Origin of the sequence: Nostoc sp. 'Peltigera membranacea cyanobiont' 210A (assembly GCF_002246015.1) — a bacterium.
Classification (GTDB): domain Bacteria; phylum Cyanobacteriota; class Cyanobacteriia; order Cyanobacteriales; family Nostocaceae; genus Nostoc.
On the sequence record NZ_NOLJ01000002.1, the window covers coordinates 775,908 to 802,295 of the forward strand.

18 protein-coding genes and 1 pseudogene are annotated in these 26,388 nt (G+C 40.5%); 11 read left to right on the forward strand and 8 right to left on the reverse strand.

Annotated elements, in window-relative coordinates; genetic code table 11:
* Positions 1–222 precede the first annotated feature (222 nt).
* Positions 223–1,806, forward strand: coding sequence for a group II intron reverse transcriptase/maturase (locus CDG76_RS08270; protein ID WP_094348548.1), 1,584 nt, complete (start codon positions 223–225; stop codon positions 1,804–1,806).
* Between the two features lie 99 nt (positions 1,807–1,905).
* Here CDG76_RS08270 and CDG76_RS08275 read toward each other — a convergent pair whose 3' ends face one another.
* Positions 1,906–2,277 (reverse strand): hypothetical protein, encoded by a 372-nt coding sequence (locus CDG76_RS08275; RefSeq protein WP_094348549.1) that lies wholly within the window; start codon positions 2,275–2,277, stop codon positions 1,906–1,908.
* A gap of 28 nt (positions 2,278–2,305) precedes the next feature.
* Between CDG76_RS08275 and CDG76_RS35945 the strand changes: the two genes are divergently transcribed.
* Entirely contained in the window at positions 2,306–2,560 is a 255-nt protein-coding gene (locus tag CDG76_RS35945; protein WP_143854044.1) for a hypothetical protein, read from the forward strand.
* Positions 2,561–2,586: 26 nt separating this feature from the next.
* Positions 2,587–2,715 (forward strand): hypothetical protein, encoded by a 129-nt coding sequence (locus tag CDG76_RS39015; RefSeq protein WP_262984315.1) that lies wholly within the window; start codon positions 2,587–2,589, stop codon positions 2,713–2,715.
* A 36-nt stretch (positions 2,716–2,751) separates the two neighbouring features.
* On the opposite strand, the gene CDG76_RS08280 is transcribed toward CDG76_RS39015, so the two are convergent.
* Complete coding sequence (locus tag CDG76_RS08280; protein WP_094348550.1) at positions 2,752–3,780, reverse strand: SGNH/GDSL hydrolase family protein; 1,029 nt, start codon at positions 3,778–3,780, stop codon at positions 2,752–2,754.
* 316 nt (positions 3,781–4,096) lie between these two features.
* Positions 4,097–5,491, reverse strand: coding sequence for an S-layer homology domain-containing protein (locus CDG76_RS08285; RefSeq protein ID WP_094348551.1), 1,395 nt, complete (start codon positions 5,489–5,491; stop codon positions 4,097–4,099).
* A 1,564-nt stretch (positions 5,492–7,055) separates the two neighbouring features.
* Here CDG76_RS08285 and CDG76_RS08295 point away from each other — a divergent pair.
* Positions 7,056–8,261, forward strand: a complete 1,206-nt coding sequence (locus CDG76_RS08295; RefSeq protein WP_190240792.1) for a histidine kinase — start codon at positions 7,056–7,058, stop codon at positions 8,259–8,261.
* 31 nt (positions 8,262–8,292) lie between these two features.
* Here CDG76_RS08295 and CDG76_RS08300 read toward each other — a convergent pair whose 3' ends face one another.
* Positions 8,293–9,318 (reverse strand): response regulator, encoded by a 1,026-nt coding sequence (locus CDG76_RS08300; protein ID WP_094348764.1) that lies wholly within the window; start codon positions 9,316–9,318, stop codon positions 8,293–8,295.
* 645 nt (positions 9,319–9,963) lie between these two features.
* Here CDG76_RS08300 and CDG76_RS08305 point away from each other — a divergent pair.
* Positions 9,964–10,224, forward strand: a complete 261-nt coding sequence (locus CDG76_RS08305) for a chlororespiratory reduction protein 7 (RefSeq protein WP_094348554.1) — start codon at positions 9,964–9,966, stop codon at positions 10,222–10,224.
* A gap of 33 nt (positions 10,225–10,257) precedes the next feature.
* Here the strand turns inward: CDG76_RS08305 and CDG76_RS08310 are convergent, their stop codons facing one another.
* Positions 10,258–10,827 (reverse strand): DUF2854 domain-containing protein, encoded by a 570-nt coding sequence (locus CDG76_RS08310; RefSeq protein ID WP_094348555.1) that lies wholly within the window; start codon positions 10,825–10,827, stop codon positions 10,258–10,260.
* A gap of 400 nt (positions 10,828–11,227) precedes the next feature.
* Here CDG76_RS08310 and CDG76_RS37160 point away from each other — a divergent pair, with 400 nt between their 5' ends.
* A complete protein-coding gene (locus CDG76_RS37160; RefSeq protein ID WP_094348556.1) occupies positions 11,228–11,401 on the forward strand; it encodes a hypothetical protein in 174 nt (57 codons plus the stop codon).
* 129 nt (positions 11,402–11,530) lie between these two features.
* Here CDG76_RS37160 and CDG76_RS08320 read toward each other — a convergent pair whose 3' ends face one another.
* Positions 11,531–11,947, reverse strand: coding sequence for a response regulator (locus CDG76_RS08320; protein ID WP_094348557.1), 417 nt, complete (start codon positions 11,945–11,947; stop codon positions 11,531–11,533).
* A 161-nt stretch (positions 11,948–12,108) separates the two neighbouring features.
* Positions 12,109–14,318: pseudogene (gene ppk1 / locus CDG76_RS08325) on the reverse strand (polyphosphate kinase 1).
* A gap of 834 nt (positions 14,319–15,152) precedes the next feature.
* Between ppk1 and CDG76_RS08330 the strand changes: the two are divergent.
* Together CDG76_RS08330 and CDG76_RS08340 are read left to right on the forward strand one after the other, a co-directional pair.
* Positions 15,153–15,569, forward strand: a complete 417-nt coding sequence (locus tag CDG76_RS08330) for a hypothetical protein (RefSeq protein WP_094348559.1) — start codon at positions 15,153–15,155, stop codon at positions 15,567–15,569.
* Positions 15,570–16,251: 682 nt separating this feature from the next.
* A complete protein-coding gene (locus CDG76_RS08340) occupies positions 16,252–16,695 on the forward strand; it encodes a hypothetical protein (protein ID WP_094348561.1) in 444 nt (147 codons plus the stop codon).
* 236 nt (positions 16,696–16,931) lie between these two features.
* Here CDG76_RS08340 and CDG76_RS08345 read toward each other — a convergent pair whose 3' ends face one another.
* Positions 16,932–19,871: a hypothetical protein gene (locus tag CDG76_RS08345; protein ID WP_223265178.1), complete on the reverse strand. Its 2,940-nt coding sequence runs from the start codon at positions 19,869–19,871 to the stop codon at positions 16,932–16,934.
* Positions 19,872–20,580: 709 nt separating this feature from the next.
* Between CDG76_RS08345 and CDG76_RS08350 the strand changes: the two genes are divergently transcribed.
* The 3 genes from CDG76_RS08350 to CDG76_RS08360 are packed head-to-tail and all read left to right on the forward strand — an operon-like array spanning position 20,581 to position 25,915.
* Positions 20,581–23,166: a GAF domain-containing protein gene (locus tag CDG76_RS08350; protein ID WP_094348563.1), complete on the forward strand. Its 2,586-nt coding sequence runs from the start codon at positions 20,581–20,583 to the stop codon at positions 23,164–23,166.
* Positions 23,160–23,609 (forward strand): response regulator, encoded by a 450-nt coding sequence (locus CDG76_RS08355; RefSeq protein ID WP_094348564.1) that lies wholly within the window; start codon positions 23,160–23,162, stop codon positions 23,607–23,609. The genes CDG76_RS08350 and CDG76_RS08355 overlap by 7 nt, the downstream gene beginning before the upstream one ends.
* Before the next feature lie 5 nt (positions 23,610–23,614).
* Complete coding sequence (locus tag CDG76_RS08360) at positions 23,615–25,915, forward strand: hybrid sensor histidine kinase/response regulator (RefSeq protein WP_094348565.1); 2,301 nt, start codon at positions 23,615–23,617, stop codon at positions 25,913–25,915.
* Positions 25,916–26,388 lie beyond the last annotated feature (473 nt).

The following is a 26,388-nucleotide window of genomic DNA, read 5'->3' on the forward strand; positions in this document are numbered from 1 at the left end:
ATTTAAGTCAGTAACGGCAAGAGTCAAGGGAATCCAGTAGTCGAAATGGCTACATCTAACGGAAAAATCAATCTCTCCGAGGGAACGAATAAAAACGAATTGTGGGTCAAGGGGCAGTCGAACCCCAAGTAGGCTAGACGAGAAGCGGAATTCCCACAATTCGGGTAGGACGAACCGTAATTGGTTCGAGGTGTTCAGAATACACTAACCAGAGAAGAGAAAATGATTAGACACAGTTACAAAACTAGTGAATCTTGGAGAGCGTTACCGTGGAAGAAATTCCGCCGTAACCTTTTCCGCCTTCAAAAGCGCGTGTATAAAGCTGTTCAAGTTGGAGACAAGCGGAAAGCTAGGTCACTACAAAAGCTTATTCTAAAATCCACCTCGGCTCGATTTCTTGCAATTAGACTTGTATCTCAGCTAAATGCTGGCAAAAAGACGGCTGGTATTGATGGGAAGAAATCCCTCTCATTCATGGAACGCTTCAACCTTGAAGAACTACTGAAAATGAACAGTGGAAATTGGAAGCATCAGGGACTACGGGAAATCCCCATCCCCAAAAAGGACGGGACTACCAGAATGCTTAAGATACCAACCATCGCGGACAGAGCTTGGCAATGCCTCGCAAAATATGCACTCGAACCAGCACACGAAGCCACCTTCCACGCCAGGAGCTACGGGTTCAGAACTGGGCGCTCTGCCCACGATGCACAAACCCACATCTTTAATAACCTTCGCTCCCAATCCAATGGAACAGAAAAACGAGTCATCGAACTCGATATCGAAAAATGCTTCGACAGGATTAACCACTCAGCAATAATGGACGAACTCATTGCCCCTAAAGGACTAAAACTCGGTATATTCCGATGCCTCAAGGCAGGGGTAAATCCAGAATTTCCTGAACAAGGAACCCCACAAGGGGGAGTGGTCAGCCCATTACTAGCAAATATTGCACTCAACGGGATTGAGAGTATACATAGATACCATATCGGATACAAATCCGGTGGAAGTATCACAGACAACACTCCAGAAAAGAGAATTGTCAAGCCATCAATCCGATACGCGGATGACATGGTTATTATACTCCGCCCCCAAGATGATGCGACAGAGATACTTGAAAGAATCAGCGAGTTCCTCCGCAAACGCGGAATGAATGTAAGCCAAAAGAAGACCAAAGTCACCGCCGCGACAGATGGGTTTGATTTCCTCGGCTGGCACTTTAAAGTCCAGAAAAACGGAAAGTTTAGATGTATTCCCTCAGTAGATAACTTCAAAGCGTTCCGTAAGAAAGTAAAACACATCGTCAACAACTCGAATTATGGTGCTACCAAAAAGGCTGAAATATTAGCCCCGGTAGTTAGAGGTTGGAGAAATTACCATAAGTTCTGCAAGATGGACGGGTCTAGAAACTCGCTATACCACATCGAAACAAGAGCTTACAGGGTATTTAACAAGGAAACCAATCAAAATCGCTACTCTAGCAAGAAATTACTAGACAAAGCATTCCCAACGGTTCCCTACTCCGAAAATAAACACGTCATGGTCAAAGGAGTAAAATCCCCCTATGACGGAGATACAGCCTACTGGAGCGAACGCAAAAGTAAACTCTATGACGGCGGAACAACTTCTATTGCTCTTAAGAAGCAAAACCATAGATGTGCTTCCTGCGGTTTAAAATTCATCGATGAAGAACGGATTAATCTGCATCACATCGATGGAAATCACCCCAACTGGAAGAAAAATAATCTGGAAGCAATTCATGAGAGTTGCCACGATTACAAACACATGAGCAAAAGCGCAAGCTGAGAACATCGGAAGCTGGGTGCGGTGAAAGTCGCACGCCCAGATTTAACTGAGAGGTGCAGGGAATAATATCCCTCATCGACTCAACCCAGCATCTGGACGTTAAGCACCAGATTCAGGGACTTGACAAAACTTTTTCGCCCCCAGTTTAAACACCAATATACTAAGTGCAGTGGCAGTACCCAAAGGAATACCTGTACTAACTGCCAATGGTTCTATAATTGGAGCAATTAATCCTGATTCTAAAAACTCTCTGACTTCCTCTTGACAGAGGAATTGGCGACATCTTTCTAGCAAATCATTTAACGATCTATCTGCTTCCTGTGCAGTTTCCCGCATAACCAACAGTGGAACAGCATCATCTAAATAGCCTTCACACTCTTCTATAGCATCCAAAGCCGCTAAAGCAGCCTCTGGACTATCGACCAACTGGTTGCGAAACTGAGTAATTTCCTCTGGTGTAACGGTAATCATTTAATAGTTTTAACTCGTAAATAAATATATGAAGTATTCAGGGATTATACATCTAATCCCTAATCTAGAGATATGGCGATGTCTGCGACGGGCTATTTGGCATCGCCGCTCATACCACATCAAAAGTAGGGACAATTTTGCGATGCGATGTCTACGACGGGCTACGCCTACGCGCATTTTCGACAACCAGAAAAATTCACGCAATTTTGAGTTGATATGCGATCGCTCTTCGAGTGAAAGCCTCGAATTATTCCTCAAACTCAGTTTCACAGAAAGCTTTTAACAAACGGCAATAATATTATCGGCACGATGTCTACGGCGGCAAGCTACGCACCAGACTTCTACATCCAGCGCCGCAAATCGTTGCATCAACAACTGGTTAATCTCAGTTTCTGCACACACCACTCGGAGAATGGTGCATGGCTAATTCTTCAATAATTTCAAATAAGCGATCGCAATCTCACATCAATTAGTTTAGTTTTTAACTGTTATATGAGGAAATTGTGCATCGATAACCCGGACTGCTGACCTTTTTTGTTGACGCTTCAGCACTCCTACCGCACCAAAAGCACTAAGGGCTAAAATCCCCAAGTTTATCGAAGGTTCAGGAACAGACTTAGCCTCAATCGCCGCCAGTGCTGTATCTGCTATCACCTTATGAGCGTCAGTGGTAGGGTGGAAACCGTCCCAGACGAGAAACTTGTTGTCACCTGGCTTACATATATCTGGTCTAGATAGACAAGATTCGGTTACATTCGTAAAACCTAATGCACTTGCCTGATTAAATAAAGAATAAGTATCAATAGAGATGATGTTGAGATTCGGGTTTTTATTCAAAGCGTTCACAGTTTGTGCTAAACCCAAGTTAAACTCACTAGTCGATTTACTGAGGGTTGTAGGGTTGCGACCGTTGATTTTAGCTGCTGGTAGCTGTCCCAAATCTGGCAAGTTAAACACCAAAATATTTTTTGCGCCGACTCCTACCAGAGTATTCAACGCCAGGGATATATTACTGATTGGCGTCTTCGAGTCTTCCGGGTTCAGAAAAAAGAAATCATTAGCACCTCCCCACAATGTGTAAAGTGCATCTGGGTCAGCAGTTTGATTATTTGCTTGCAGAGTTCCAGCAAAACCAAGGACTTGTTTGAGTACTCCCGGTAAATTTTGATTGGGAACGACAGCGTTATCTAAACCAGAGCTAGCACCACCGAAAGCGAAGTTTATCCCTTGAGTAGGAGGTGTGGAAGGAATAGTAGTCAATAAAGTGGGCTTTAATCCTAGCTGATCTCCGAGATAATCTATCCAGATCGGCCCATCGGAAAAACGTCCATCAAAGTTAGGTGGGCTTGCAGGGTATGTTTTACCCGTAGCATTATATATATTACCTGTATCAGAAAGACTATCGCCAAATACATAAAGCCGATCAAAACTCACAGCCGAAGCTTTGGTCGGCAACATGAAAGAAAATAGAACAAATCCTGCTGCTACAGCTTGTTTTTTCATATTTGTGTTACCTGTGGTCTTTTTAATTGTTTAAAAGCAATGAAAGGGCGATACTCTGACAACTTACTCAATAGAGATACTTCAAAATTAAGTACGTCTATTGAGTTAATTTACGTTGTTTCACTTAACTATGCCTCAAAAATTTATGAAACACAGGTAAAAACGCTTAAAACACTTAGATTTACATTTTCTTGATGAAAAATAGGTATATTACAAAGAAATAGCAAAATTTTTGTACTAAAGGGCGGAATTGCCCACTTTTATGCTGAGACTGGACTAAGTGCAACTAAATCAGGTACACGTCGTAGACATAGCTTTAACTTTGCTTTAATTTCAAAGCCTCAGTAGCCGATACACCCTCACCCTGACTACCGAAATACCACAAAGCCGTAGCAGCCTCAGCACGAGTTACTGATTTTTTGGGTTGAAACAGAGTCGTATAACCAAACACCCGCCGAATATTCGATTGTTCGCCATTCTGGTAATCAGCCAATACTGCTCTTAAAGCCTTCGGGTCAATTCGCGCTGCGTCTTGGAAACCCCAGGTTTGTTTGACCGCATCTAAGTTAGCAGAGGGTAAAGCTTGGCGAGTATCTAGGGGTAATTTCCACAGCAGCAACTGTTCCCGCGTTAGAGGTGTATCAGGACGAAACAAAACTACCGTAGAATCTCCAGACAAAGGACTGGGAATTAATCCAGCTTCGGCTAATCCCTGAATTGCTGGAAAATCAGGGTCTTTTGCTGACACATCACTAAAAGCGGGTTGAGTACTTTCTGATGCCAAACGAATCTGTTTAGCCGGATTGTTGGCATACACAGCATTGTTAGCAGCAATTAGCCAACGGGCGTATTCCCGATGTGTAACGATTTTACCGGGTTCAAACTGATTAGTTGTGGTCGTAGAGTTGCTCTTAGTTGTCTTTGCTTCTATAGATAAAACACCTAATGCAGCCAAGTCTTGGATATGTTGCCGCCATTCTTGTGGTGCCTTATTCAGATCGTTGAATACCTGAGATTTAGTCGTAACTGTAGCGATTGTTTGGTTATTCGCTGTGCTTGGTGGCTGTGTTGCTAAGTTTGTGGGTGGTACTGGGCCAATGAACTGTGAATTTCCCGGTTGAGGAACGGCGTTAGTAGTTTCGTTAGGATTTGTAGTTGAAGTAGGTTGTGCTGTTGCAGTACTATTCGGTACGTAATCAATCAGTAATTCAGTGGCTGTTTGGGGTTGATTAGGTGTGGCGTTAGTAACTGATTTGGGCTGAATGGAAACCTTCAACAGCAAATCGTTGCGACGTGCCTCAAAAGCGCCTCCCGCATCATCTGTCGGCTGTTGTAAAATCTGCCAGTTATTTGTTTGAAACTGGCTGCGATAAAAACTAGCAATAAAATTACTGGGGTCAGAACTTAACCAACGAGTTGAGATTTTATTTTCTGAGCCGCTAGCAGGTGTAACTTCCTGTAGTTTGGCATTGGAATATAAAGGGATATCTTTAGGAAAATCAGATGGTAGCTGAACGGCTGATTCATTTTGCTGTGCTTGCGGTTGATTACCTTGAGATTCTCCAAAGACAACTGGATTGCTTTGCAGTTTCGGATCTGCCGCCAAAGATTCCTCAAGGTTTTTGGCAACTGGACTATTAGCACAGGCTGTTAACGAAGTGAGTATAACAGCCCAAATTAGAAATACAGCTGGACGTTTACAGGGAAGCACAGGAAATCACAGATTGAGTTTCAATTCCTACCCTAGCGCAGACTGTCCATTAAATGGGAATGGGGCATGAGACATGGTTATTCTCCTTTATTCCCCTGCTCTCCTCTGACTCTCTATAATAATCACCAAAAGACACTACCGACTTACTACGTCTTCTTCCTAAATGTCTATGTTGGTGATGATATCTCCAAAAATGAGTAAACGGTAGCAAAAGCTACCGTATTGTCTTCGTTTTACAGCCATTAGGTTTTGATAATTCCTATGCTTATTTATAGAGTTCCCTAAAATTCTGAAAAACTAACATTTTTGAGAAAAAATATAAATAAATCTGAAATCCTTACTAGATAAGAGTTTGAGGAGTTGAAAGTTCGTAGTAAAAAATTTAGTCTTTAGATGAGGAATCGAGCCACCGACTACAAACCGCTCGATACTTGATTGTGAACCAATTTTTCAGATAGTTACCTAAACATCCAAGTTGTAGAGCAGATAACTGATTGATAACTGGTCAAAAAACAGTTTAGCTAGCAAAAGCTGGAATCTACTTCCAGATGCACTAGTTGTAATGGGATGCCTACGGCAGGCAAAGCCTACGCCAAATAACTGAAGTGATAGACTAGGAATAAAGCCCCCCTTAGCCTCACCCAAAGAGGGGAATAGATCGAGTAAACTAACACTGGCTGAAAATCGATTCTGGAAATTATTCATTTGACGATGGTAAGGTGAGTAAGGGAATCTCTGGAAAATGCCAGTGTTAAACAATTCCAGGAAATTAGCGTAAGTTCGTTATTCTTGGCCACTGGGGTAAATAGGTAAAGCAGTCAAGAGTCGCAGCAGTTTCCCTAGTATTTCTAAATTGATTTTCTGGAGAAAGTGCCACTTGTGCTGTAGTCAAGGGTTTATTGACAGCCTCGAAAGCAGTGAGTGCTTCCTCTAAAAGTGCGCGATCGCCTCTATGTTATCCAAAACTTTCCCTCAATCAACCCATCCTCTGTTATTCTAGGATAGGGCTGTGGTTCTTTTAGGAAAGCTGGAAGGTGCGCTTCGCAAGTTATAGAAGTAGTACATAGTTAGGTATGGCTGTTTTTCCCAATCCTAGTTAATGATTGGCTTGAGGCGAAAAAGACACTTCATCAAATGCACTGGCGGTTGAAAAAAACCTCTACAAACTTGGTCTGAACAGTTAACAGCTTCCTGATAGATTAGATACAATTAGCATCTGTGTTTTCTTGGGCGTAGGCGTAGCCCGTCGTAGACATCGCTTGCTTAAATTGACATGGTGCTGCACTAGCCGATTTGACATACCATTAAACCTTTCACCTCCTGGCTCTGGCGAAAATTTTTGATTCAGGGCAAATTAAGACTTATATTCAAGGGGCTTGGGTGTTTCTTGGAGATAAAGTTAACCAAACGGGAGCAAAAGGCTGAATAAGATATGTCTGATGTCAAAAACGCAGATCGGATAGGAGTATGAAAATCTAAAATAGATATTAAGAAGAAAAAACAACGACCATCGACAACCGTCAGTCTTTTTTACTTTCTGTAAAGCGTCACCGGGTTGTTACCAGTGCTGAAACACGATTACATGCAAGTTTCCCAGGATCAGCCTATTTATTCTGAGGCTCCACTCCAGCTGTTACTGTTTGTCGATGGACGCCCCAAGTCCCGTCAACAGGTGCAGCGAATCCGTGCTTACTTAAAAGAATTGCAGGCTGAGTATAGTTTTGAACTTCAAACTATTGATGTTGGTCAACAACCTTACTTAGCAGAACACTTTAAATTGGTAGCAACGCCAGCTTTAATCAAAATTCACCCGGAACCACGACAGGTTTTGGCTGGGAGTAATATCATAGCGCAATTGAAAAACTGGTGGCCTCGCTGGCAAGCCGCTGTAGACGCCTATTTGAAATTACAAGAAGACTTACAAGAACGGATAGACGATACTGCTAGAGTAACATCACCCAAATCAACTATCCGTTCAGTTGCTGTTTCTGCCGAACTCATCCGACTCTCAGACGAAATTTTTCGCTTAAAACAAGAAAAAGATAACCTCCAAGAGCAGCTACAGTTTAAAGATCGGGTGATTGCGATGCTGGCACACGATCTCCGCAATCCCCTAACTGCTGCCGCGATCGCCATCGAAACTCTCCAATCTAACTACAATTTAGAGACAGGACAATTTCAGCGCCTCAAACCATCCTTGACAGCGCATCTATTAAAACAAGCCCGGAATCAAACGAAGATCATCGATCGGATGATTACCGACCTTTTGCAGGTAGGTCGCGGCAAAGATACTGAGTTTCCAATTTTACCACAAAAGGTGCAACTAGGTAAAATGTGCTTAGATGTACTAGAAGAATTGTGCGATCGCTACACCGCCAAATCCCAAGAGGTCGAAACAGATATTCCCAATGACTTACCTTATGTATATGCTGACCCAGAACGTATCCGGCAAGTGCTAGTGAATCTGTTGGATAATGCCATCAAATACACCCCAGAAGGTGGCAAGATTAGCATCGCCGGATTGCACCGCACTACCCAAAAAGTTCAGTTTAGTATTGGCGATACTGGGCCTGGTATTCCTGTAGAGAATCGCGATCGCATCTTTGAAAACCACTTCCGCCTGCAACGGGATGAAGGTACAGAAGGTTACGGCATTGGCCTTTGTCTATGCCAACGCATCGTCCTGGCACATTATGGCCAAATTTGGGTGGATTCCGCCCCCAATAACGGAGCATGGTTTCACTTCACACTGCCAGTTTATCCTTCTTAAGTAATGGGTATTGACAAATGACCAATGACAATTAAGAACTTGAGATAAAGCGATCGCGTCCCCCAGCCTTTGCTTGATAGAGTGCTTTATCTGCCAGCACGATCAACTCTGAAGGTGAAGATTCCCAAGTCGGGACAACAGTTGCCACGCCCATACTGAGAGTGAGGTGCTGACTCACCGCAGAACCGTCATGAACAATTTGCAAATCTTTGATTCCGGCTTGGATTGCGGCGGCAACGTGAAGTGCGCCAGATGCAGGAGTGTATGGCATAATTACAGCAAATTCTTCGCCACCATAACGGGCTACTAAATCCTGATGTTTTTGTGCTTTAAGGGTTAAGATAGCACCCACCTTTTGTAAACATACATCTCCAGCCGGATGACCATATTTATCATTATAAAATTTAAAAAAGTCGATATCACACAAAATCATTGACAAGGGAGATCCCTCTTGTGCGAGATTAATCCATTGAGTATTGAGATAATCGTCAAAGCGGCGACGATTAGCCAACTCAGTTAACCCATCTACATTGGCAAGGTGATGCAAAGCTTCGTTTGCCGCCTCTAACTGTTTGTATACTTGTGCTTGCTGTAGCAGTCGGCGCAACCGCTGGCGTAATACAGGCCAGTGAATTGGCTTAGTGACATAATCAGTCGCTCCTGCTTCAAAAGCACGGTTTACAGATTCCTCATCGTCCAAGCAAGTGATCATCAAGATGGGAGTACGCTCCCATATCTTGGAGATAACCGTATTGTTAAGAGTCGAGTCAGTATCAAAGGTGGCAAGGGCTGAAATTAAATTATTCCTGGCAATCTGGAGCAAGTGCTTACAGCAAGTAAAGCCATCCATCACAGGCATTACAGCATCTAGCAAAACTATATCCGGCTTGATAGTCTCGTAAGCATCTAAACATTGCTTACCATCATTGACCTCGACCACTCGATAACCTTCTTGTTCCATTGCTTTACGCAACAATACCCGGATGGTCTTGTCATCATCAGCCACTAGAATCAATGGTGGTTGCTTAGAAACAGTAAATGGGCTTATGCCTGACATGAGTTGCCTTCCACTTGCGGGACTATCCTGAAAAAGGCTGTGCAACTCAATCGTATGGGGGCGATCGCTATTTTCATCAATGCCAGGATTTGCGGCAAAGGCGTGTCTGGCTTCACAATCAACTGTTTTTTGACAATGGACTGCCCAATGTTGTTGGGCCAAGCAAGCGGTAGATAAATAAGTTGCATAGACAATCTGTAATTGGAACACGAAGGCAATTGCTGCCTTTTTGTTCAGCGATGGTTATGGGAGAAAATGTTACTTTTATATTTCCCTATTGTTAAAGTCAAATTACGATTTTTTTGAGAATTACAAATACACACCCTAATTATTTAGTTATGTAGTTAGTTTATAAACCTAGCGAGACAAGGAAAAGCAATTGCCAAAGTACCCTCAGAAGATAGCTAATACTAAATACTAATATCACCTGACTGAAATTTATTTAGTCTATCCGACAAGGCTTGCTGAGGTTTAGTATAATTACATAAGATTGAGATAAAACTTAGTGCAAAACTTTATTTTCAAGTGACTTCATAACCATTTCTTTCTAGCCATAAACCATACAGAACTCAAGCTGATTACACAAACAAGCAAAAGTTCTTACAAAAATCATCCAAACCTATTGACATTCGCTAAATCTTTAAAATGCCAGACTCATTAATGTACCAGCAGGATCATTTTGTTGTTTTAGAAACAAATCAACCAGAACAATTTATGACACCATCAGAGCTATTAGAAAAGCTCAAAATAACTCTTCAACAACTCATAATTCAAGATTTACCGCCTGACTTGCAAAAGTTTGATACTGTGGAGACTCAAGCCCAATATTTAATTGACACTAGTTGCGAATTAGATATTGGGCCTGGGAAATATTTACAGTGGTACGCAGTTCGTTTAGAAAAGTAACTTTTTGGTAAATGCTTAAGATTTTGCTCTCAACTACTGACTAGTGACTAGTGATTCTTTTTGAATATTGATTAGCGCTAGCTCAATTGTATTTTCAGATGGCTGCGTTATTTTAATTTCCAATCCAGGACCAAAATAATTGGTCATTTTTTCATGCTTTTTTTGCCACACATCAATTGGTATTAACGGTGAATCAAATTCTAAAATGAGGGCATAGCTCCCATCAACTTCTGTTTCTCGTAACCCTGTGACTGTTGGCCGTTCCTGATCGGTGGGACTCAAACCCAGAAAAGAAAGTGTTGTATCTAGATGAGCATCTTGACCGTAGCAATATCGGGTGATGTCTTTGCGAATTTTATTTTGCGTATCAGTTGCTTGCTGCTGGCGCAGTATCAATGCTGATGGTGACGTAGTTTGGGTAAATGGTACTGGCTTAAGTTCATTAGCTTTTAGTGCCAGCCCTCCCAATAATAGAGGAATCCCGTAAAAAAATCCGACAAGATTGAGTGTGGCATTATTATCAGCATAGGCGACGAAGCCAATGATGGTTAATATGCCACCGATAGTTAGACCGAGTGTTCCTAAAGAAATTTGGCGTAGCATGAGCTTAAATTAGTATAAAGTCTGAATACCTTGTTTTATTATCATCGGCTATGAGCAACAAATTAGGAAAGAACATCGTCCCCAGGCGCTAGTATTCAACATTGCCATATTAAGGCGGTTAAACCGCACGGCAGTTGCTAAAGAGCCGGAAGGCAACACACCAAGAGCCAACAAGTCAGGCATTTTTGCCCAAAGCACTAGCTTCGTTTAAACGAGACTTTACCCACTTTTATCTTTGTGATTTTCAAACACTCAATTTTTCCTTAGTCTACTATTTGCGCAGCATCTCGTAGGCAAGGCAGGTAGCTCTAAGTTGACTACTAACGGCGTATAGTGTGCCAAAATATTAGATTTTGAGTTAACTTTAAATTTAAAGGTAGTTAAAGATAGGAAAAAAATAATGGATTTACAGACTATAAAAGAACGAATTGTCGCAGTTCAAAGTAAACGCGATTACCTATTAAGCTTACTGGAGCAACCAAACCTGGGAACTTTGAGAATAGATGTAAATCAGGCTTTGGAAGAACTGGATGAACTAATTGATGAATTTACACGCACTATTCCGGTAGAGTAGAAGTTATCAAAAATTACGTCGGTTCAACCTCAACTTCAGGCTAGACCGACGTTCTTCAGTAGTATCATGTCTTCAAATCCCCAGAATTGAACTAAGCCTGAGTTGGCGAAGCAATAATCACTGCATCATTTATCCTGCCACTGAACCATCTCCTGCACGCTGACCCAGCTGCCTAACTAAGGCAATAAGTTCGCTTGTAGGCACATCTTTCTTGCAAACGTCATCAAAGCTAGACATTGCCTTTGTCCCGTGAAAATTGACATCTTCCACTGAGGAGTAAGCAAGTATCTGGGTGTTCGGAGATATAGCTTTAATGTGACTGGACGCACTCCAGCCATCCATGACTGGCATCTGTAAATCTAGAACAATTACGTCAGGATGGCAACGTTTAACCATTTCTATAGCTTCTTCACCATTACTGGCTAAACCTACTACTTGAATATTTTCCTGGCAAGAAAAAACCAATTGTAAGGTTAAACGAGTCAGTTCGTGGTCATCAACTACTAAAACACGCAAGGTAGAAAGCTCGCAGGATAACATTAACATTGAGGGGAAAGACAAATTTATTCAGAATAGCCTCTCCAGTTTATGAGAACAAGTGCCAGCACTGACTCTATCCTATGGTTGAATAACTTGTGTGAACCTATGATAAACAACTTAGACAACTGCTCAAAAAATTCAATTTTTCCAAAAACAACTAAGTTGAGCTAGTTGTCAAGGTATAAGTAACTTATTTTTTTATCAATCAGGTTGGGACTACACCGGTTGAGCGCAATGCCATGTTCATGAGAATTTTTTGTGAATTAGCTTCTGGAGAATCATCATAAGGACGCCGTTGAATGTAAGTACCATCAGCTTGTAATTCCCAAGCTTGGCGATTATCTGCGAGCATAATTCCCATAATTTCTTGCAAATCTTTAGCAATATCTGGGTCTTTTACTGGGGTAATTACTTCGACTCGGCGATCTAGGTTGCGACGCATCCAGTCAGCACTGCCGATATATATTTCCTCCTGTGTATTGTTATGAAAATAATAAATTCGAGAGTGTTCTAAAAAGCGACCGACAATGCTGATGATACGAATGTTTTCACTAATATCTTTGATTCCTGGGCGTAAACAACAAACACCCCTGATAATTAAGTCGATTTGCACTCCAGCGCGGGAAGCTTCATATAAAGTGGCGATAATTTCTGGATCGACTAGGGAATTCATTTTGGCGACAATCCGTCCAGAAAATCCATTTTGAACATTTTCGATTTCGCGGTGAATTAGTGCCAAAAAGCGATCGCGCATATTCACAGGGGCAACCAGCAACTCTCGATAGGATTTTTGCAGGGAATATCCGGTTAAGAAATTAAATAAATCTGTAATGTCAGCACCCAATTCTTCACGGCAACTAAACAATCCTAAATCTGTATACAGTCGTGCTGTTTTAGGGTTATAATTACCAGTGCCAATATGCACGTAGCGACGTATCCGGTCTTTTTCGCGCCGTACCACCATGACGGTTTTACTATGGGTTTTTAGCCCGACTAAACCATAGACGACATGAACTCCAACTCTTTCTAGTCGTTTTGCCCAATAAATATTATTCTCCTCATCAAATCGCGCCTTTAATTCCACCAGCACAGATACCTGCTTGCCATTTTCAGCAGCGGCAATTAAGGCGTTGACGATGGGTGAGTCACCAGAAGTCCGGTAAAGGGTCATCTTGATGGCTAACACATTTGAATCGTAGGCAGCATGGGTAATAAAACGGACTACTGTAGCCGAAAAGGATTGATAAGGATGGTGTACTAGTAAATCCTTTTCCCGAATTACAGCAAAAAAGTCTTTTCCTTCGTCCGTCTCCAGCGCATCTGGGTCTAAACTCGGTTCTCTCAACCTTTGCAGGCGTAAGGGTACAACAGATTGGCGTGGTGGATCTTTGAGTTCCGGCAATGGCAAGGACATAAAGTACATTAAATCTCGCAGTCCTAAAAGACCATCTACCTCGTAAACATCACTTTCTGTTAATTCCAAATCTTGCAATAATCGCGATCGCACTATTTCAGGAGTCTGGGATTGAATTTCTAGCCGGACTGGACTACCACCCAGACGCCGTTTTCGCAATTCCTGTTCGATCGCTAACAACAAATCATCTGCCTCATCTTCTTCTAAGACCAAATCGGCATCACGGGTAATGCGGAACGGATGATATTCTTGAATGTTCATCCCTGGAAATAGAGATTCCAAGTTATGAGCGATCGCCTGTTCTAAAGGTACTCCAGTCCAGTGGGCAGGTTTTTCGCTGTTCTGATCTCCCAACTCAGGCGGTATCGGTAAAAATCGTGGTAGAACACTAGGGACTTTGATTCTGGCAAAGAATTCCTCTTCGGTGTCTGGGTTCTTGACTACAACAGCCAGATTTAGACTGAGATTAGAAATAAAAGGAAAGGGATGACTGGGGTCAACAGCCAGGGGAGTCAAAACTGGAAAGACTTGTTCCTCAAAATAGCTGTTGAGATGAGTCCGCTGCTTTTGATTTAAATCTATGTAATTCAGAATATGAATGCCATGATTTACTAGTAGAGGACGAAGTACTTCCTCAAAATGTTGGTGCTGTTTGTTGACATGGGGAGTGAGGGTAGACCTAATATCGTCTAGCTGTTGTTGTGGTGTGCGACCATCGGGAGTTAACAGGCTAACTTTTGCCTCTACTTGTTGCTTTAAGCCAGCAACGCGCACCATGAAAAACTCATCTAAATTAGAGTTAAATATTCCCAAAAACTTAAGACGTTCCAGAAGTGGGGTGCGATCGTCACAGGCTTCATGTAATACCCTGGCATTAAATTCTAACCAGCTTAACTCTCGGTTAAGATAATATTGTGGATCGCTGAGATTGATGGGGGTAGCGCTTTTCTTAGATTTTGCCATAATGACCTAAAGGCAGGCAGATGTAGCCCATTCAACTGGGGGATAATAAATATAGTAAGTTAAATGGTGCTTGAGGGTAACGCTGAGGCAATTTTTGGCTGTGCTTATTATCTACCTCACTACTGGTAAAGGACAGACATCAGACTTTTAAAAATCTATTTGTATTTAAATAACTTTAGTCAAAGATTCAAAAATTAACTTGTGTAGACACGAAAGCCAACATTACTAAGAAATTTTTGGGCGCTTTGCGCGATGCCTTGGGTATCTTCCAGATAATTACCCTACCCACCCAACCTATAACTAGATTTTATAACCGTTTTCAACTTTGTGGAATATGGTATTGGCGTATAGTTATCTGCCCTTTCAAAATATTGTATCCATACAATAACTGCCATCAGCCTGAGGATTTAAATCGTTGCCCACAGCATATTAACCATAAAGATGCACTTAAGATTTAGCAAAGATATGACGTAGCCATATCTGACAAGTTTTAACGAATTATTAAGCAGTGTTTACATAGATTGTGGTGTTGAAAGCAGTCTCAAGCCTTACCTCCAGTACTTTCTGGATTTAATTTTCTAAAATCCAAAGTTTGGTGATTATTGCCACAAATTTTATACAGGCAATGGTTATACATAAGCCTTGCTGCGACTCTATTTAGATGATGGTTTTGAAGCTTTTATTCAGATCCACGCCATTACTTCCATCTATTAGTTTTTTTTATTTCTGACCTCTGTAATTTATCTAAAATTCAGTATTGTTACTGGGATTTTTTTGGTAGGCAATGGTTATATTGAGAACGTAAAGAAAAACAACACGGGGAGTTTGTTAATCATGAAAATTTCTGCAATTCTCAAAGGCAGCGTTTGTGTATTAGGTTTGGTTGGTGTTGGTAATTTCTTTGCAGCACCTGCAAATGCAGGAGACGCTGCTGCTCGTGGTGCGGTTACAATTGTTAGACCATCAGGTTCTTCTGTCAGCGTCAGTGCTGAGTTAACTGCACCCACTTCTGCATATTTCACCGGACCAATGTTACTTGTTACACCTGCATATAGCGGTACCGCGGGTGGAAATGACGAACTTGTAACTAGTTTAACAATAGATCCAGGTGCAGTTGTAAACCTAGTATCACCACCCAGTTCTACAATCGAAGCAGCTATTGCAGCCAAGATTGATGCCGGTACTGCTACATCAATTGAAGACCTAGCAGCCCTTGTCAGAGCAGCTAGTGTTAATGGCGGTCTAGAATAGACTGATTGTTAACTGACAGAAAATCAAGATAGTGTAAAAAGCGATCGGCTTTTAGTCTATATGCTTTCACACCTTGCATTGATTTTCAATCTCTTTTTGGGTATTGTTTGAAAAAATTTTGCCATCAGTTGAGACGAAACGTCTACGACTATCCCCATGCTGGGCATTTGCATCAAAGTATTTGGTAATACGCGAATCAATTTTTTGACTGACTCTTCTTTACTTGTATCCATAGTTTTCACAGAAGATAAAGTAGAGAGTGATTGAGATGTAAAAGATTGAAGAAAAAATACAGCCCCTTGAATGTAGTTGAGGGATTGAAGAAAAAATACAGCCCCTTGAATGTAGTTGAGGGGCGGTATTTCCAAACTTATCTACTATATTACCATATAAACCCGGTTTCTTAAAGAAATCGGGCTTTTGATGTTGTTTAAATAGATACTTTACGAAATCTTTTAAATTAGCCAATAGGTAAAATACAAAAGGCAAAAGACGGAAGCTAGAAGGCAATAGGCACAAGACAATAACACAATAATTACTCTTGGTATTTGCCTATTGAACTTTGCCTTTATTTACTAAGTGTCAATTCTTATACCAAATTTTAGTAGTCTAGCAATCAAATTTTCTGAAAAGTTACCGCTATATTGCTCATGCCAATCAAAAAAAGCATGAGGGATAAGTTATGTATAGCGTGTTTCGTCAATTGCCTAGAACTATCAAAAGAACCATTTGCTTGCTGGGTTTTATCAGTATAGGCAATTTTATTGCAGTGCCAGCATATGCACAAGAAGCTGTGGCACGTGGGGCTATTTCTATAGTTTCGCCTTCCGGCGCTTATCAAAGTGTTAGTGGTGAACTCTCTTTACCTGTTAGTAATAATTTTTTAAATCCCGGCACAAATACGACTCTAACAATAACGCCTACTTTGACAAATATTGGAGCAACTAATCAAAGAATAACTTCTTTATCTCTGACAGTAGGCACAGCCAATGAAATAATCACAAATAATAACAATTCGTTTTTGAATCCAACTTTACAAACAGTCAATAATCAAACATTAATTCCCGATACAGCCTCTCTCATTCAGACAATCAACAGTAATAATGCCTTAGGAGCTTTAGAATAGTTGCAAAAACTATATTAAATTTATTGCTGCATCTACGATATTTGATAATTCTTAGGCAAGAGGTAAAGAGCAAAAGGCAATAGGAAAAAGCCAAGATATCAAGGGAAAGAAGCCTCCTTGGATTGTAATCATTGTTTTTACATACTAAAATAGTACTCGCCTATATTGTTATATTGTTTAATTAAATAATCCAGAGTAAATCTTTCTAGTTTTAGCTTGCTTATTTACTTTTTTATTTAAAATCGATAACCACCTTGAATTTGCATATCAAGTCCATTTTCTCCCGTACCAATTTTAGATTCTATAAAAATATTATTATCTGTAAAATTATATCTAAAAATAGCTCCGTAGTTTAGACCAGACAATCGGGTATTTAAGCCCACATTCTTGGTAGAATAATTTTTAATGTAAGCACCAACAGAGAAATTTCTACCAACTTTTTGTAAACCTTGTAACTCATAAAAAAGGCTTTTACCTAACTCTAGGTTCGTATTAATGTTTAAACCTGTGCTAGTGCTAAGATCACCACTAAACAGTGTTAAAAACTCACCATTGCTATTATCTTGAATAAAAGCTATTGCAGGCGCTAAAGAAAAACTGATATTTTTTTCTTGATGATTAAAATAATAGCTGAATACAGTGGAAAAAGGATTATTGTTATTTGATGCACTATTCCAGTCAATTTTTAATGATGGTATGTGAGTGTTGACAGCTACAGGTTTTTTATTTGAGTTTAACTGGACATGAGTTTTAATATAGTTAGCCAGAATACTGGCATATATACCCACAGATGGTTCTGCTAACCCTAAATTATTATTAGAAACTCCAGGCGCTGAGTTGGCATTTATATTAAACCAAGTTCCTAAGCTAGCGCTATAGTTTAAATTCCCAGAAGAACCAGCAGCTAATAATTCGACTGAAGGTAAAGATAGATAACCATCAAAGCTTTTAAAACTCACACCTATGCGATCGACTCTGGTGAGTTCAAAATAATCGAATGCCAAATCAAATGTGCGGACTGGAATTGGTACTATAGTGTTATCTTCCGAATTAAATCGTTGTACAAATTGTCGTCCTTGGGAGTTAGTCAAAATAACTTCAGCACCGCTAGATTCGTTAATAGGATTAATATCAGTATTAGTCAAAGGCATTTGATTTCCTATGAAAGTCAGAGGGCCAAATCTTTCATTAGAAAGTCTGAGGGTTGAAAAGAACGTATTTCCTGGATCTAAAAGTTCAACATCTCTTTGTAAAAATTGGACTGTGCGTTTGTGATTTCCTGTTCTCAGTTCCAAAATATTAGAATTATTAGGAGTGATTTTACTTTGAAGTGTGATACTTCCAGAGACTTGTTCTAGGTCGCTAGTTGCATTAGAATAAGCTAAAGTACGATTTAGTCTGTTGTTAATTTGTCTTCTTTGATTCGGTGTAGACTTTGTATTTAATTCAACAAAACTTTCTCCGTTTTTAAAGCTTTCTCGTGCTTCTGCTAAACTTTCATTAATATTATCTATTTTAATGAATTCAAAGATTCCACCTAATGCCAATCCTAAAGTAGAGTTAGCTGTTTGTATACTATCAATACTAAAGTCACTTAAATTAGCTGTAATAGACAATCCTGGGCTAGAAAAAATATTAGAATAACTAGCACTAATTTTTTCTTTATCATATTGAACAACAGTACGATTATGAGGATAGTTAACATATAATCTGTGCCAATTAGAAGTTTTTTGTGTCTCAGATAAAGTTTTAAATATGGGGTCTCTTTTGCCGAAAGATACCCATAATAAAGAATTTAAATAAGACAAGTCTCTCTCAAGTGGCGTCAAGTAAGGATTAACTGCTATATTTAATAAATCAAAATTATCAAATTCGCCTCTCTGGGCAATCTTAACACCTGGTAACGAAGAGACAGGAGCAGTAAAACCAAAACCTTCACCCGTTAAGATATTTCCCCATAAAATACCAGTCGCTTCTAGAACACGATCGGGAATAATTTCGCCTAGCTTGAGTTGAACGCTTCCGCCATTTAGTAAAGGCTTTAAATTCGTGGTAGGAAAGGCTTGTAAAATTTTAGGTGTATTAGTAGCATCTAATAAATCAAATAAAGATCCGCCACCATCATTACTAAAAGTGGAACCGCTTCCAATAATTGGTGTAGTATTTGCCAAAACTGTGACATTAGGATCGTTAAGATTAATCCCGCTATTAATTATTACTTTACCAGCAGGTATCCCTTCAGGATTAATTAGTTCTCCTGCTAGAGAAAGTATAGAAAAATCTTGAATTTTAGCTCCGCCGACTAATTCATCAAAATTCACAGGTAAAGTAGTAATATTTTGCAATCCCCAAAATCCTTGGGTTGATGTCATATTTTGGGTAATGTAAGTTTCAGAAGCTCTACCTTGGGCAAGAATACCTGCTTGTGTACCTTTAGTCTCAATTACTAATCTATTGTTATCGAGAACCCAGTAAAACTGGTCATCTTTGGGAAATTTAGCATAAGTAAATTTATCAACAAACTGATTGTCTCCAGAAAATTTGATATTTAAATCTGTATCTATATAATTTTCGTCTTCATTTGGTTTAAATAATTGAGGTTTAAAAGTCAGGTTATCTGTTGGATTAACAATCCAAGAATACCGATTGGAACTTGCAGTCAGAGCGTCAATAATTATTTTCTTTTGGATTACTTGTTGTTGTTTTTTTGTTCGACGTAGTTTTTCTATGAGTATTTGCTGCTGGGGTGTGTATGGTTTTAATGGATTTGAATTTGATGGTTGAATTGTATTTGGTTGAGGCTTTTCTTCATCTTCTTCAGGTAGCTTGGGAGGTTTGTCTTTGTATTCTTCAATTGGGATAACGTCAGCAATGGTGAATTTGCGTAGCTGTTTTGGTTTCTCTAGGTTAGAGTTAGACTTTCTTAAAGCCTGTTTTAACAGTTCTTGGCTTTGGAAGTTATTTATTTTTTGATTTGAATTGATTAATAAATTGTTATGATTAGCGATTAAATCAATGTTGTTTTGCCTGTTTATGCTTAGAGCGATCGCAGGTAATTTAATAAATACAATTTTGTATAGTATTGTTGAATACAATAAACAAATCCCAAGAATTTTTACATTTTTTTTGAATCTCATTAGGGAGATATTGATACCTTTTCGATTTGGATTTTTCAATGTTTTCAGAATAAAATTTTTGGCGATTCAAACTATTGAGCATTGGCTAATGTCGAAAATTAACCATTATTTAATACTTGGTCTTTGAATTGATTATTGATTTATTTGATTCGATGGATTCAACAGTGTTTCAGTAAATATAGATAGTCAAAAAAGTTTGATGTCTTATCCTGGCGCAAAGAATAAAATATGATTAAGCAGATTTACTGCAACAAGAGTGTAATTCTTGAGCAAAAATTCAACCTCAGCAAAATCACCCCAACTCAAAAATTGAGCCATGATTTAGCCGTATAAATACGTAATTCCAGACTGTTAACTTAAAAAATCAAGTAAAAAATATACTTCAGACTAGTCGCTTCTGTCTGATAATTTGATACACTTCGGTGACTGTCATATTACTACTGCTGTTTGCTAGCGGAGTTTATTTATACATCCGCGCAGTACACTGATTGAGCGAATTAAGGATACTCTTAGTCATGTAGTGGAAATACTAGAGTTTTAGGCAAAGGGGGCTGGGAGAGTTAGGTTTCTAAGGCTTAGATGTTACGAAAAATACTTTTCAAACATCCTTTAAGAATCGCTTTTAACAGACTTTCCTGAACAGCCAAAGGTGAGGAAAGGGCTAACAATTATTAAAAAACGTTAAGCTATTTTTAAGATAATCACGCTGATGACTCGATATCACATTTAGATTTATTAAAAAAAGTTAATGAAACCTAGACATATTGATACAGAAGTAGCGAGGTTAGAAGCCCTCCGCCAGTATCAAATTCTTGACACGGAACCCGAAGAAGCCTATGACAATCTTGCTCAGTTAGCGGCCTTTATTTGTGGCACTCCCATATCATTGGTAAATTTTATTGATGAAAACCGTCAATGGTTTAAGGCAAAAATAGGTTTAGATGTATCAGAAATGCCCCGTAGTGTTGGATTATCTTATCTTTGCCAAGAGCAGCGTAATGTTGTGGTGGTTCCTGATACCCTAGCTGATGAGAAGTTGGCTAGTAATCCGGTAGTAACTGGCTATCCATATATACGGTTTTATGCAGGTGTACCCTTAATTACTCCGCAGGGAGATATGTTGGGAACTCTGTGTGCAATTGACCAAGTTCCACGACAACTAAGCCAAAAACAAATAGAGGCGTTTGTGGGTTTGAGTCGCCTGGTAATCGACCAACTCGAACTCAGGCGTCATGTAAATGAGGTATCTAAAGTTACTGAAAAACTAGTGGCGCACGAGCAAGCAGCCCGCGCCCAGTCTGAAGCCGCCAAAACCCGCATCACCAATCTTCTCGAAAGTATCACTGATGGTTTTTTTGCCCTGGATCAAAAGTGGCAATTTACTTATATTAATGGTCAAGCAGAACGGCTGTTGCAAAAAACTCACAATGAGCTTTTGGGTAAAAACATCTGGGAGGTGTTTCCAGAAATTATCGGCACAACATTTGATTGTGAATATCGCAGGGCAATCTTAGAACAGGTGAGCGTCGAATTTGAGGAGTTGTATCTGCCACAGCAACAGTGGCTTAAAGTCCATGCCTATCCGGCAAAAGACGGCTTGTCTGTTTATTTTCAAAACGTTACTGAACGACGGAAAACAGCAGAAGCACTACGAGAAAGTGAAGAACGTTGGCAACTAGCATTACATGGTAATAATGATGGTATTTGGGATTGGAACCTCAAGACTAATGAAGTGTTCTTCTCAACTCAATGGAAGGAAATGCTCGGCTATAAAGACTACGAAGTTTCCAACCGTTGGAATGAATGGACAAAACGAATCCATCCCGATGAGCGAGATTGGGTACTTCAGGCTTTCCAAGACCACTTTGCCAAGAAAACACCGTTTTACGTCTGTGAATATCGAGTCCAGTGTCAAGACGGCAGCTATAAATGGATTCTAGATCGAGGGCAGGCACTTTGGGACGCATTGGGTGATATAGTACGGATGGTTGGTTCTTATACTGATATCACAGATGTCTACGACGAGCTTCGCTTACGCAAGCGGGCAAATGAAGAATTAAAGCGGCAAAATCTGCGATCGCAACTATTTGCCGAAATCACCCTAAAAATTCGAGACTCTTTACAAATAGATGAAATTCTTCAAACCACTGTCACAGAGGTACAAAAATTACTGCAAGCCGATCGGGTGTTAATTTTTCGACTGGAAAGTGACGGTTCGGGAACAGTGGTACAAGAAGCAGTCCTGCCTGGTTGGCCAGTAATTCTAGGAGAAAATATTTTTGACCCCTGTTTTAAAGAAGAATATATAGAGAGATATCGTCAGGGAAGAGTAAGTGCCCTTGAAGACATTGAAGTTGCTCATATCCAACCATGCCATCAAGAATTTCTTCAGCAGTTTGCTGTCAGGGCTAATCTGGTAGTGCCGATTCTTGTCAGGGACGATATTTGGGGCTTATTGCTAGCTCATCAGTGTAGCGCACCTCGACAGTGGAATCAGTTTGAGATGGATTTGTTACAGCAATTAGCGAACCAAATTGGGATTGCTTTATCTCAGGCACAACTATTAGAAAAAGAAACCCAGCAAAGTCAGGAACTTAGTCGTTCTAATGCAGAATTAGAACAGTTTGCCTACGTGGCTTCTCATGATTTGCAAGAGCCGTTGCGGATGGTGACTAGTTATTTACAACTGCTGGAGCGGAGATACAAAAACCAACTGGATGCCAATGCCGATCAGTTTATTGCCTATGCAGTAGATGGGGCCAGGCGGATGCAGACCCTAATCAACGATTTGTTAAACTATTCCCGCGTCAGCACCCGTGGACAGCCTTTTGTGCCAGCTGATTGTAGTGTTGTCTTAGAACAGGTGCTTGCTAATCTTCAAGTTGCGATCGCAGATCGAAAGGCAGTTGTCACCTACGATACTCTACCTCAAGTGATGGCTGATGCTACCCAATTGACACAAGTATTTCAAAACCTGATTGCCAACGCGATCAAATTTTGCGATCGTCAACAGCCATTAATTCACATTAGAGTAAGTAAAAGAGATGCAGATATATTAGATGGAAAGAATTTAAATTTTACCCCCTCGGAGGATGAATGGTTGTTCTCAGTGCGTGATAATGGAATTGGTTTAGAATCCCAATATACTGAGCGTATTTTTATAATTTTTCAGCGCTTGCACGGTAGAGATAAGTATCCAGGTACTGGAATTGGTCTGGCAATTTGTAAGAAAATTATCGAACGCCACAGCGGGCGCATCTGGGTTGAGTCGAAACCGGGTCAAGGCTCGACTTTCTACTTCACAATTCCAGATAGAGTAGGTAAGCAATGGTAAACACCATAACAGCGATTATGCCTATTGAGGTTTTGTTAGTAGAAGATAATCCTGGCGATGTCCAACTTACACGAATCGCCCTGGAAGATAGCAAAATCTCGATTCACTTGAACGTAGTCGAAGATGGTGTAGAGGCAATGGCTTTCTTGCGAAAACAGGGAAAATATGCTAAAGTACCCCATCCAGATATTGTACTGCTCGATTTTAATCTCCCTAGAAAAGACGGACGAGAGGTATTAGCAGAAATTAAAGGAGATGAAAACCTCAAACGAATTCCTGTAGTGGTTTTGACGACTTCCCAAGCTGAAGAAGACATCCTCAAAGCTTATAATCTTTCTGCCAACTGTTATATAACTAAGCCAGTAGATTTCGATCAATTCGTTAAAATTGTCCAATCAATAGAAAATTTTTGGTTTGCGATTGTAAAACTGCCACCGGAGTAGTGGAAATGGCAGGTGAAAATATTAAAGTCTTATTAGTAGAAGACAACCCTGGTGATGTCTTGTTGTTACAGGAGTTATTCAAGGAAGTTACCACAGTTGTAGTTGATCTGATGCCCGTTGAGGGGCTTTATGAAGCACTCAACTACCTAAAAAACGAAATTTTTGATGTGATTTTGTTAGACCTCTCGCTGCCAGATAGCCAGGGATTACAAACTTTTGTCATTGCTCATAATCAGGCAAAAGGAACTCCAATCATTGTGTTGACGGGTATAAATGATGAAACCCTGGCAACTAGGGCAATGCAAAAAGGAGCGCAAGATTATTTAGTGAAAGGGCAAGTAACTGGTGACTTGCTGGTGCGATCTATGCGTTATGCCATCGAACGCCAACAGGCAGACAACGCACTGCGGCAGAGTGAGGAGCGATTTCGGGTTGCTCTCAAAAATTCTCCAATTTTTGTCTACAACCAGGATAGAGATTTGCGGTACACCTGGGTTTACAATCCCCCATCTGGATTAACAGTTGAGAAGATATTGGGTAAACAAGACTTAGATATCATCCCAATAGAAGATGCTCAACGTCTGATTACAATTAAACGTGGAGTGCTGACGACAGGTGTAGGAACGCGCGAGGAAGTATCAATTACCATCAAAGATACAACCCGATATTACGATTTAACTGTCGAACCATTGCGGAATGAAACCCAAGAAATTGTCGGGGTGACATGCGCCAGTATAGATATTAGCGAACGACAGGCTGCGTTACGCGAACGGCAAGCCGCGCTATGCGATCGCAAGCTAGCTGAAGAAAAAATCCGCGAACAAGCAGCGTTACTAGACGTGACGACAGATGCCATTTGCGTGCGAGATTTAAACAATCAAATTCTCTTCTGGAACAAAGGTGCAGAAACACTTTATGGCTGGCAAGCTACAGAGGCTTGGGGTAAAAATGCTAGCGAACTTTTGTATGACGAACCTTCGCCGGAAATTGAAGCGGCTCTATTGCAAGCTATTAGTAAAGGTAAGTGGCAGGGCGAATTAACAAAACTTACTAAAATGAACAAAGAAGTCCTTGTGGCTAGTCGCTGGACTCTGGTATACGATGAACAAGGAAAACCCAAATCAATTCTCACCGTTGACACAGATATTACCGAGAAAAAGCACCTAGAAGCCCAATTATTTCGCGCTCAACGCCTGGAAAGTATTGGCACTTTAGCTAGTGGTATTGCTCACGACCTCAACAACATCCTGACACCGATTTTGGCAGGAGCGCAACTGCTACCGCTAAAATTTCCTAATGCAGATGAGCGGACTCGTCATCTACTGGAAATTTTAGAAATTAACGCTAGACGCGGTGCTGATTTAGTCAAACAGGTGCTGTCCTTTGCGCGGGGTGTAGAAGGGAAGCACATCACTTTGCAACTCAGACATATAATTGTGGAAATTGCCAAGATTCTTAAAGAGACATTTCCCAAATCGATAGAAATTAGCACTAATGTACCGCCAGGTTTGTGGATGGTTTCTGGAGATAGTACCCAACTGCATCAAGTGCTGATGAACCTCTGCGTTAACGCCCGTGATGCTATGTCCAATGGCGGTACTTTGAGTATCTCTGCTGAAAATATGTTGATTGACGCAAATTATGCCCGCATGAACCTAGAAGCCAAAGAGGGGCCTTACATAGTGATTACTGTCTCCGATACCGGAGTTGGGATTCCTAAAGAAATGCTAGATAGAATTTTCGAGCCATTCTTTACTACAAAAGATGTCGGACAGGGCACGGGTTTAGGACTTTCCACAGTATTGGGAATCGTTAAAAGTCACGGAGGTTTTGTGAACGTGTATAGTGAACTGGAAAGTGGCACTAGCTTTAAGGTTTACTTGCCAGCAGTGGGGGGAATAGAAACACGCAGCCCCGAAAATTTGCCACCACAGACAGGACATGGAGAATTGATTTTGGTTGTCGATGATGAAGCCGCCATTCAAGAGATTACGACAACATCATTAGAAGCTCACAACTACAAAATCTTAGTTGCCAGTGATGGCATTGAGGCGATCGCGCTATACGCTCAAAATAGAGATAAAATTAGTGCCGTCCTCATGGATATTATGCTGCCCTCGCTGGATGGTTTAACAGCCATGCGTACCTTGCAAAAAATCAACCCCCAAGTCAAAATTATCGCCAGCAGTGGACTCATGTCTGACAATAAGCTCAGTGCAGTCGCAGCTATTGGTGTCAATACATTTTTGTCGAAGCCCTATACTGTCAACGAATTATTGCTTTGTTTACAGAAAGTACTATCGTGAGTCAACTAATTACGTAAGTATACTGGTATTTGTGAGTACAAAAAGCTGCTTTATGGATGTGGGTGCAAATTGCTTGGATTTGATATGATTCATCCGTTAACACACTCCTTTTACCAATACTCACAACTTGGCTAAATCAATATGCCTCGGTTTCTTAGGTTAATTATCAATATAGTAGTCTTAGGTGCAGTGTTACTCATATCTCAGAAAGCTTGGGCGCAAGATTAACGTCCAGTTCGCGGTGGCATCCCTTTCGGTATAAGTGGTATAGCTTTGATAGAGCAACAAAGCTATACACTCGATTTTATGAGAGCTACTTGATTTTGAGGATTGCTGGTTTATTTGCGATCGCCTTGCATATCTTGAAGCACATTATAGGATATTTGTCAATTTATTTGGTGCGATGCCTACGGCGGGCAAAGCCTACGCAACTTCGTGTAGGTTGACCATTATCTCAAAGATAACGGCCACTG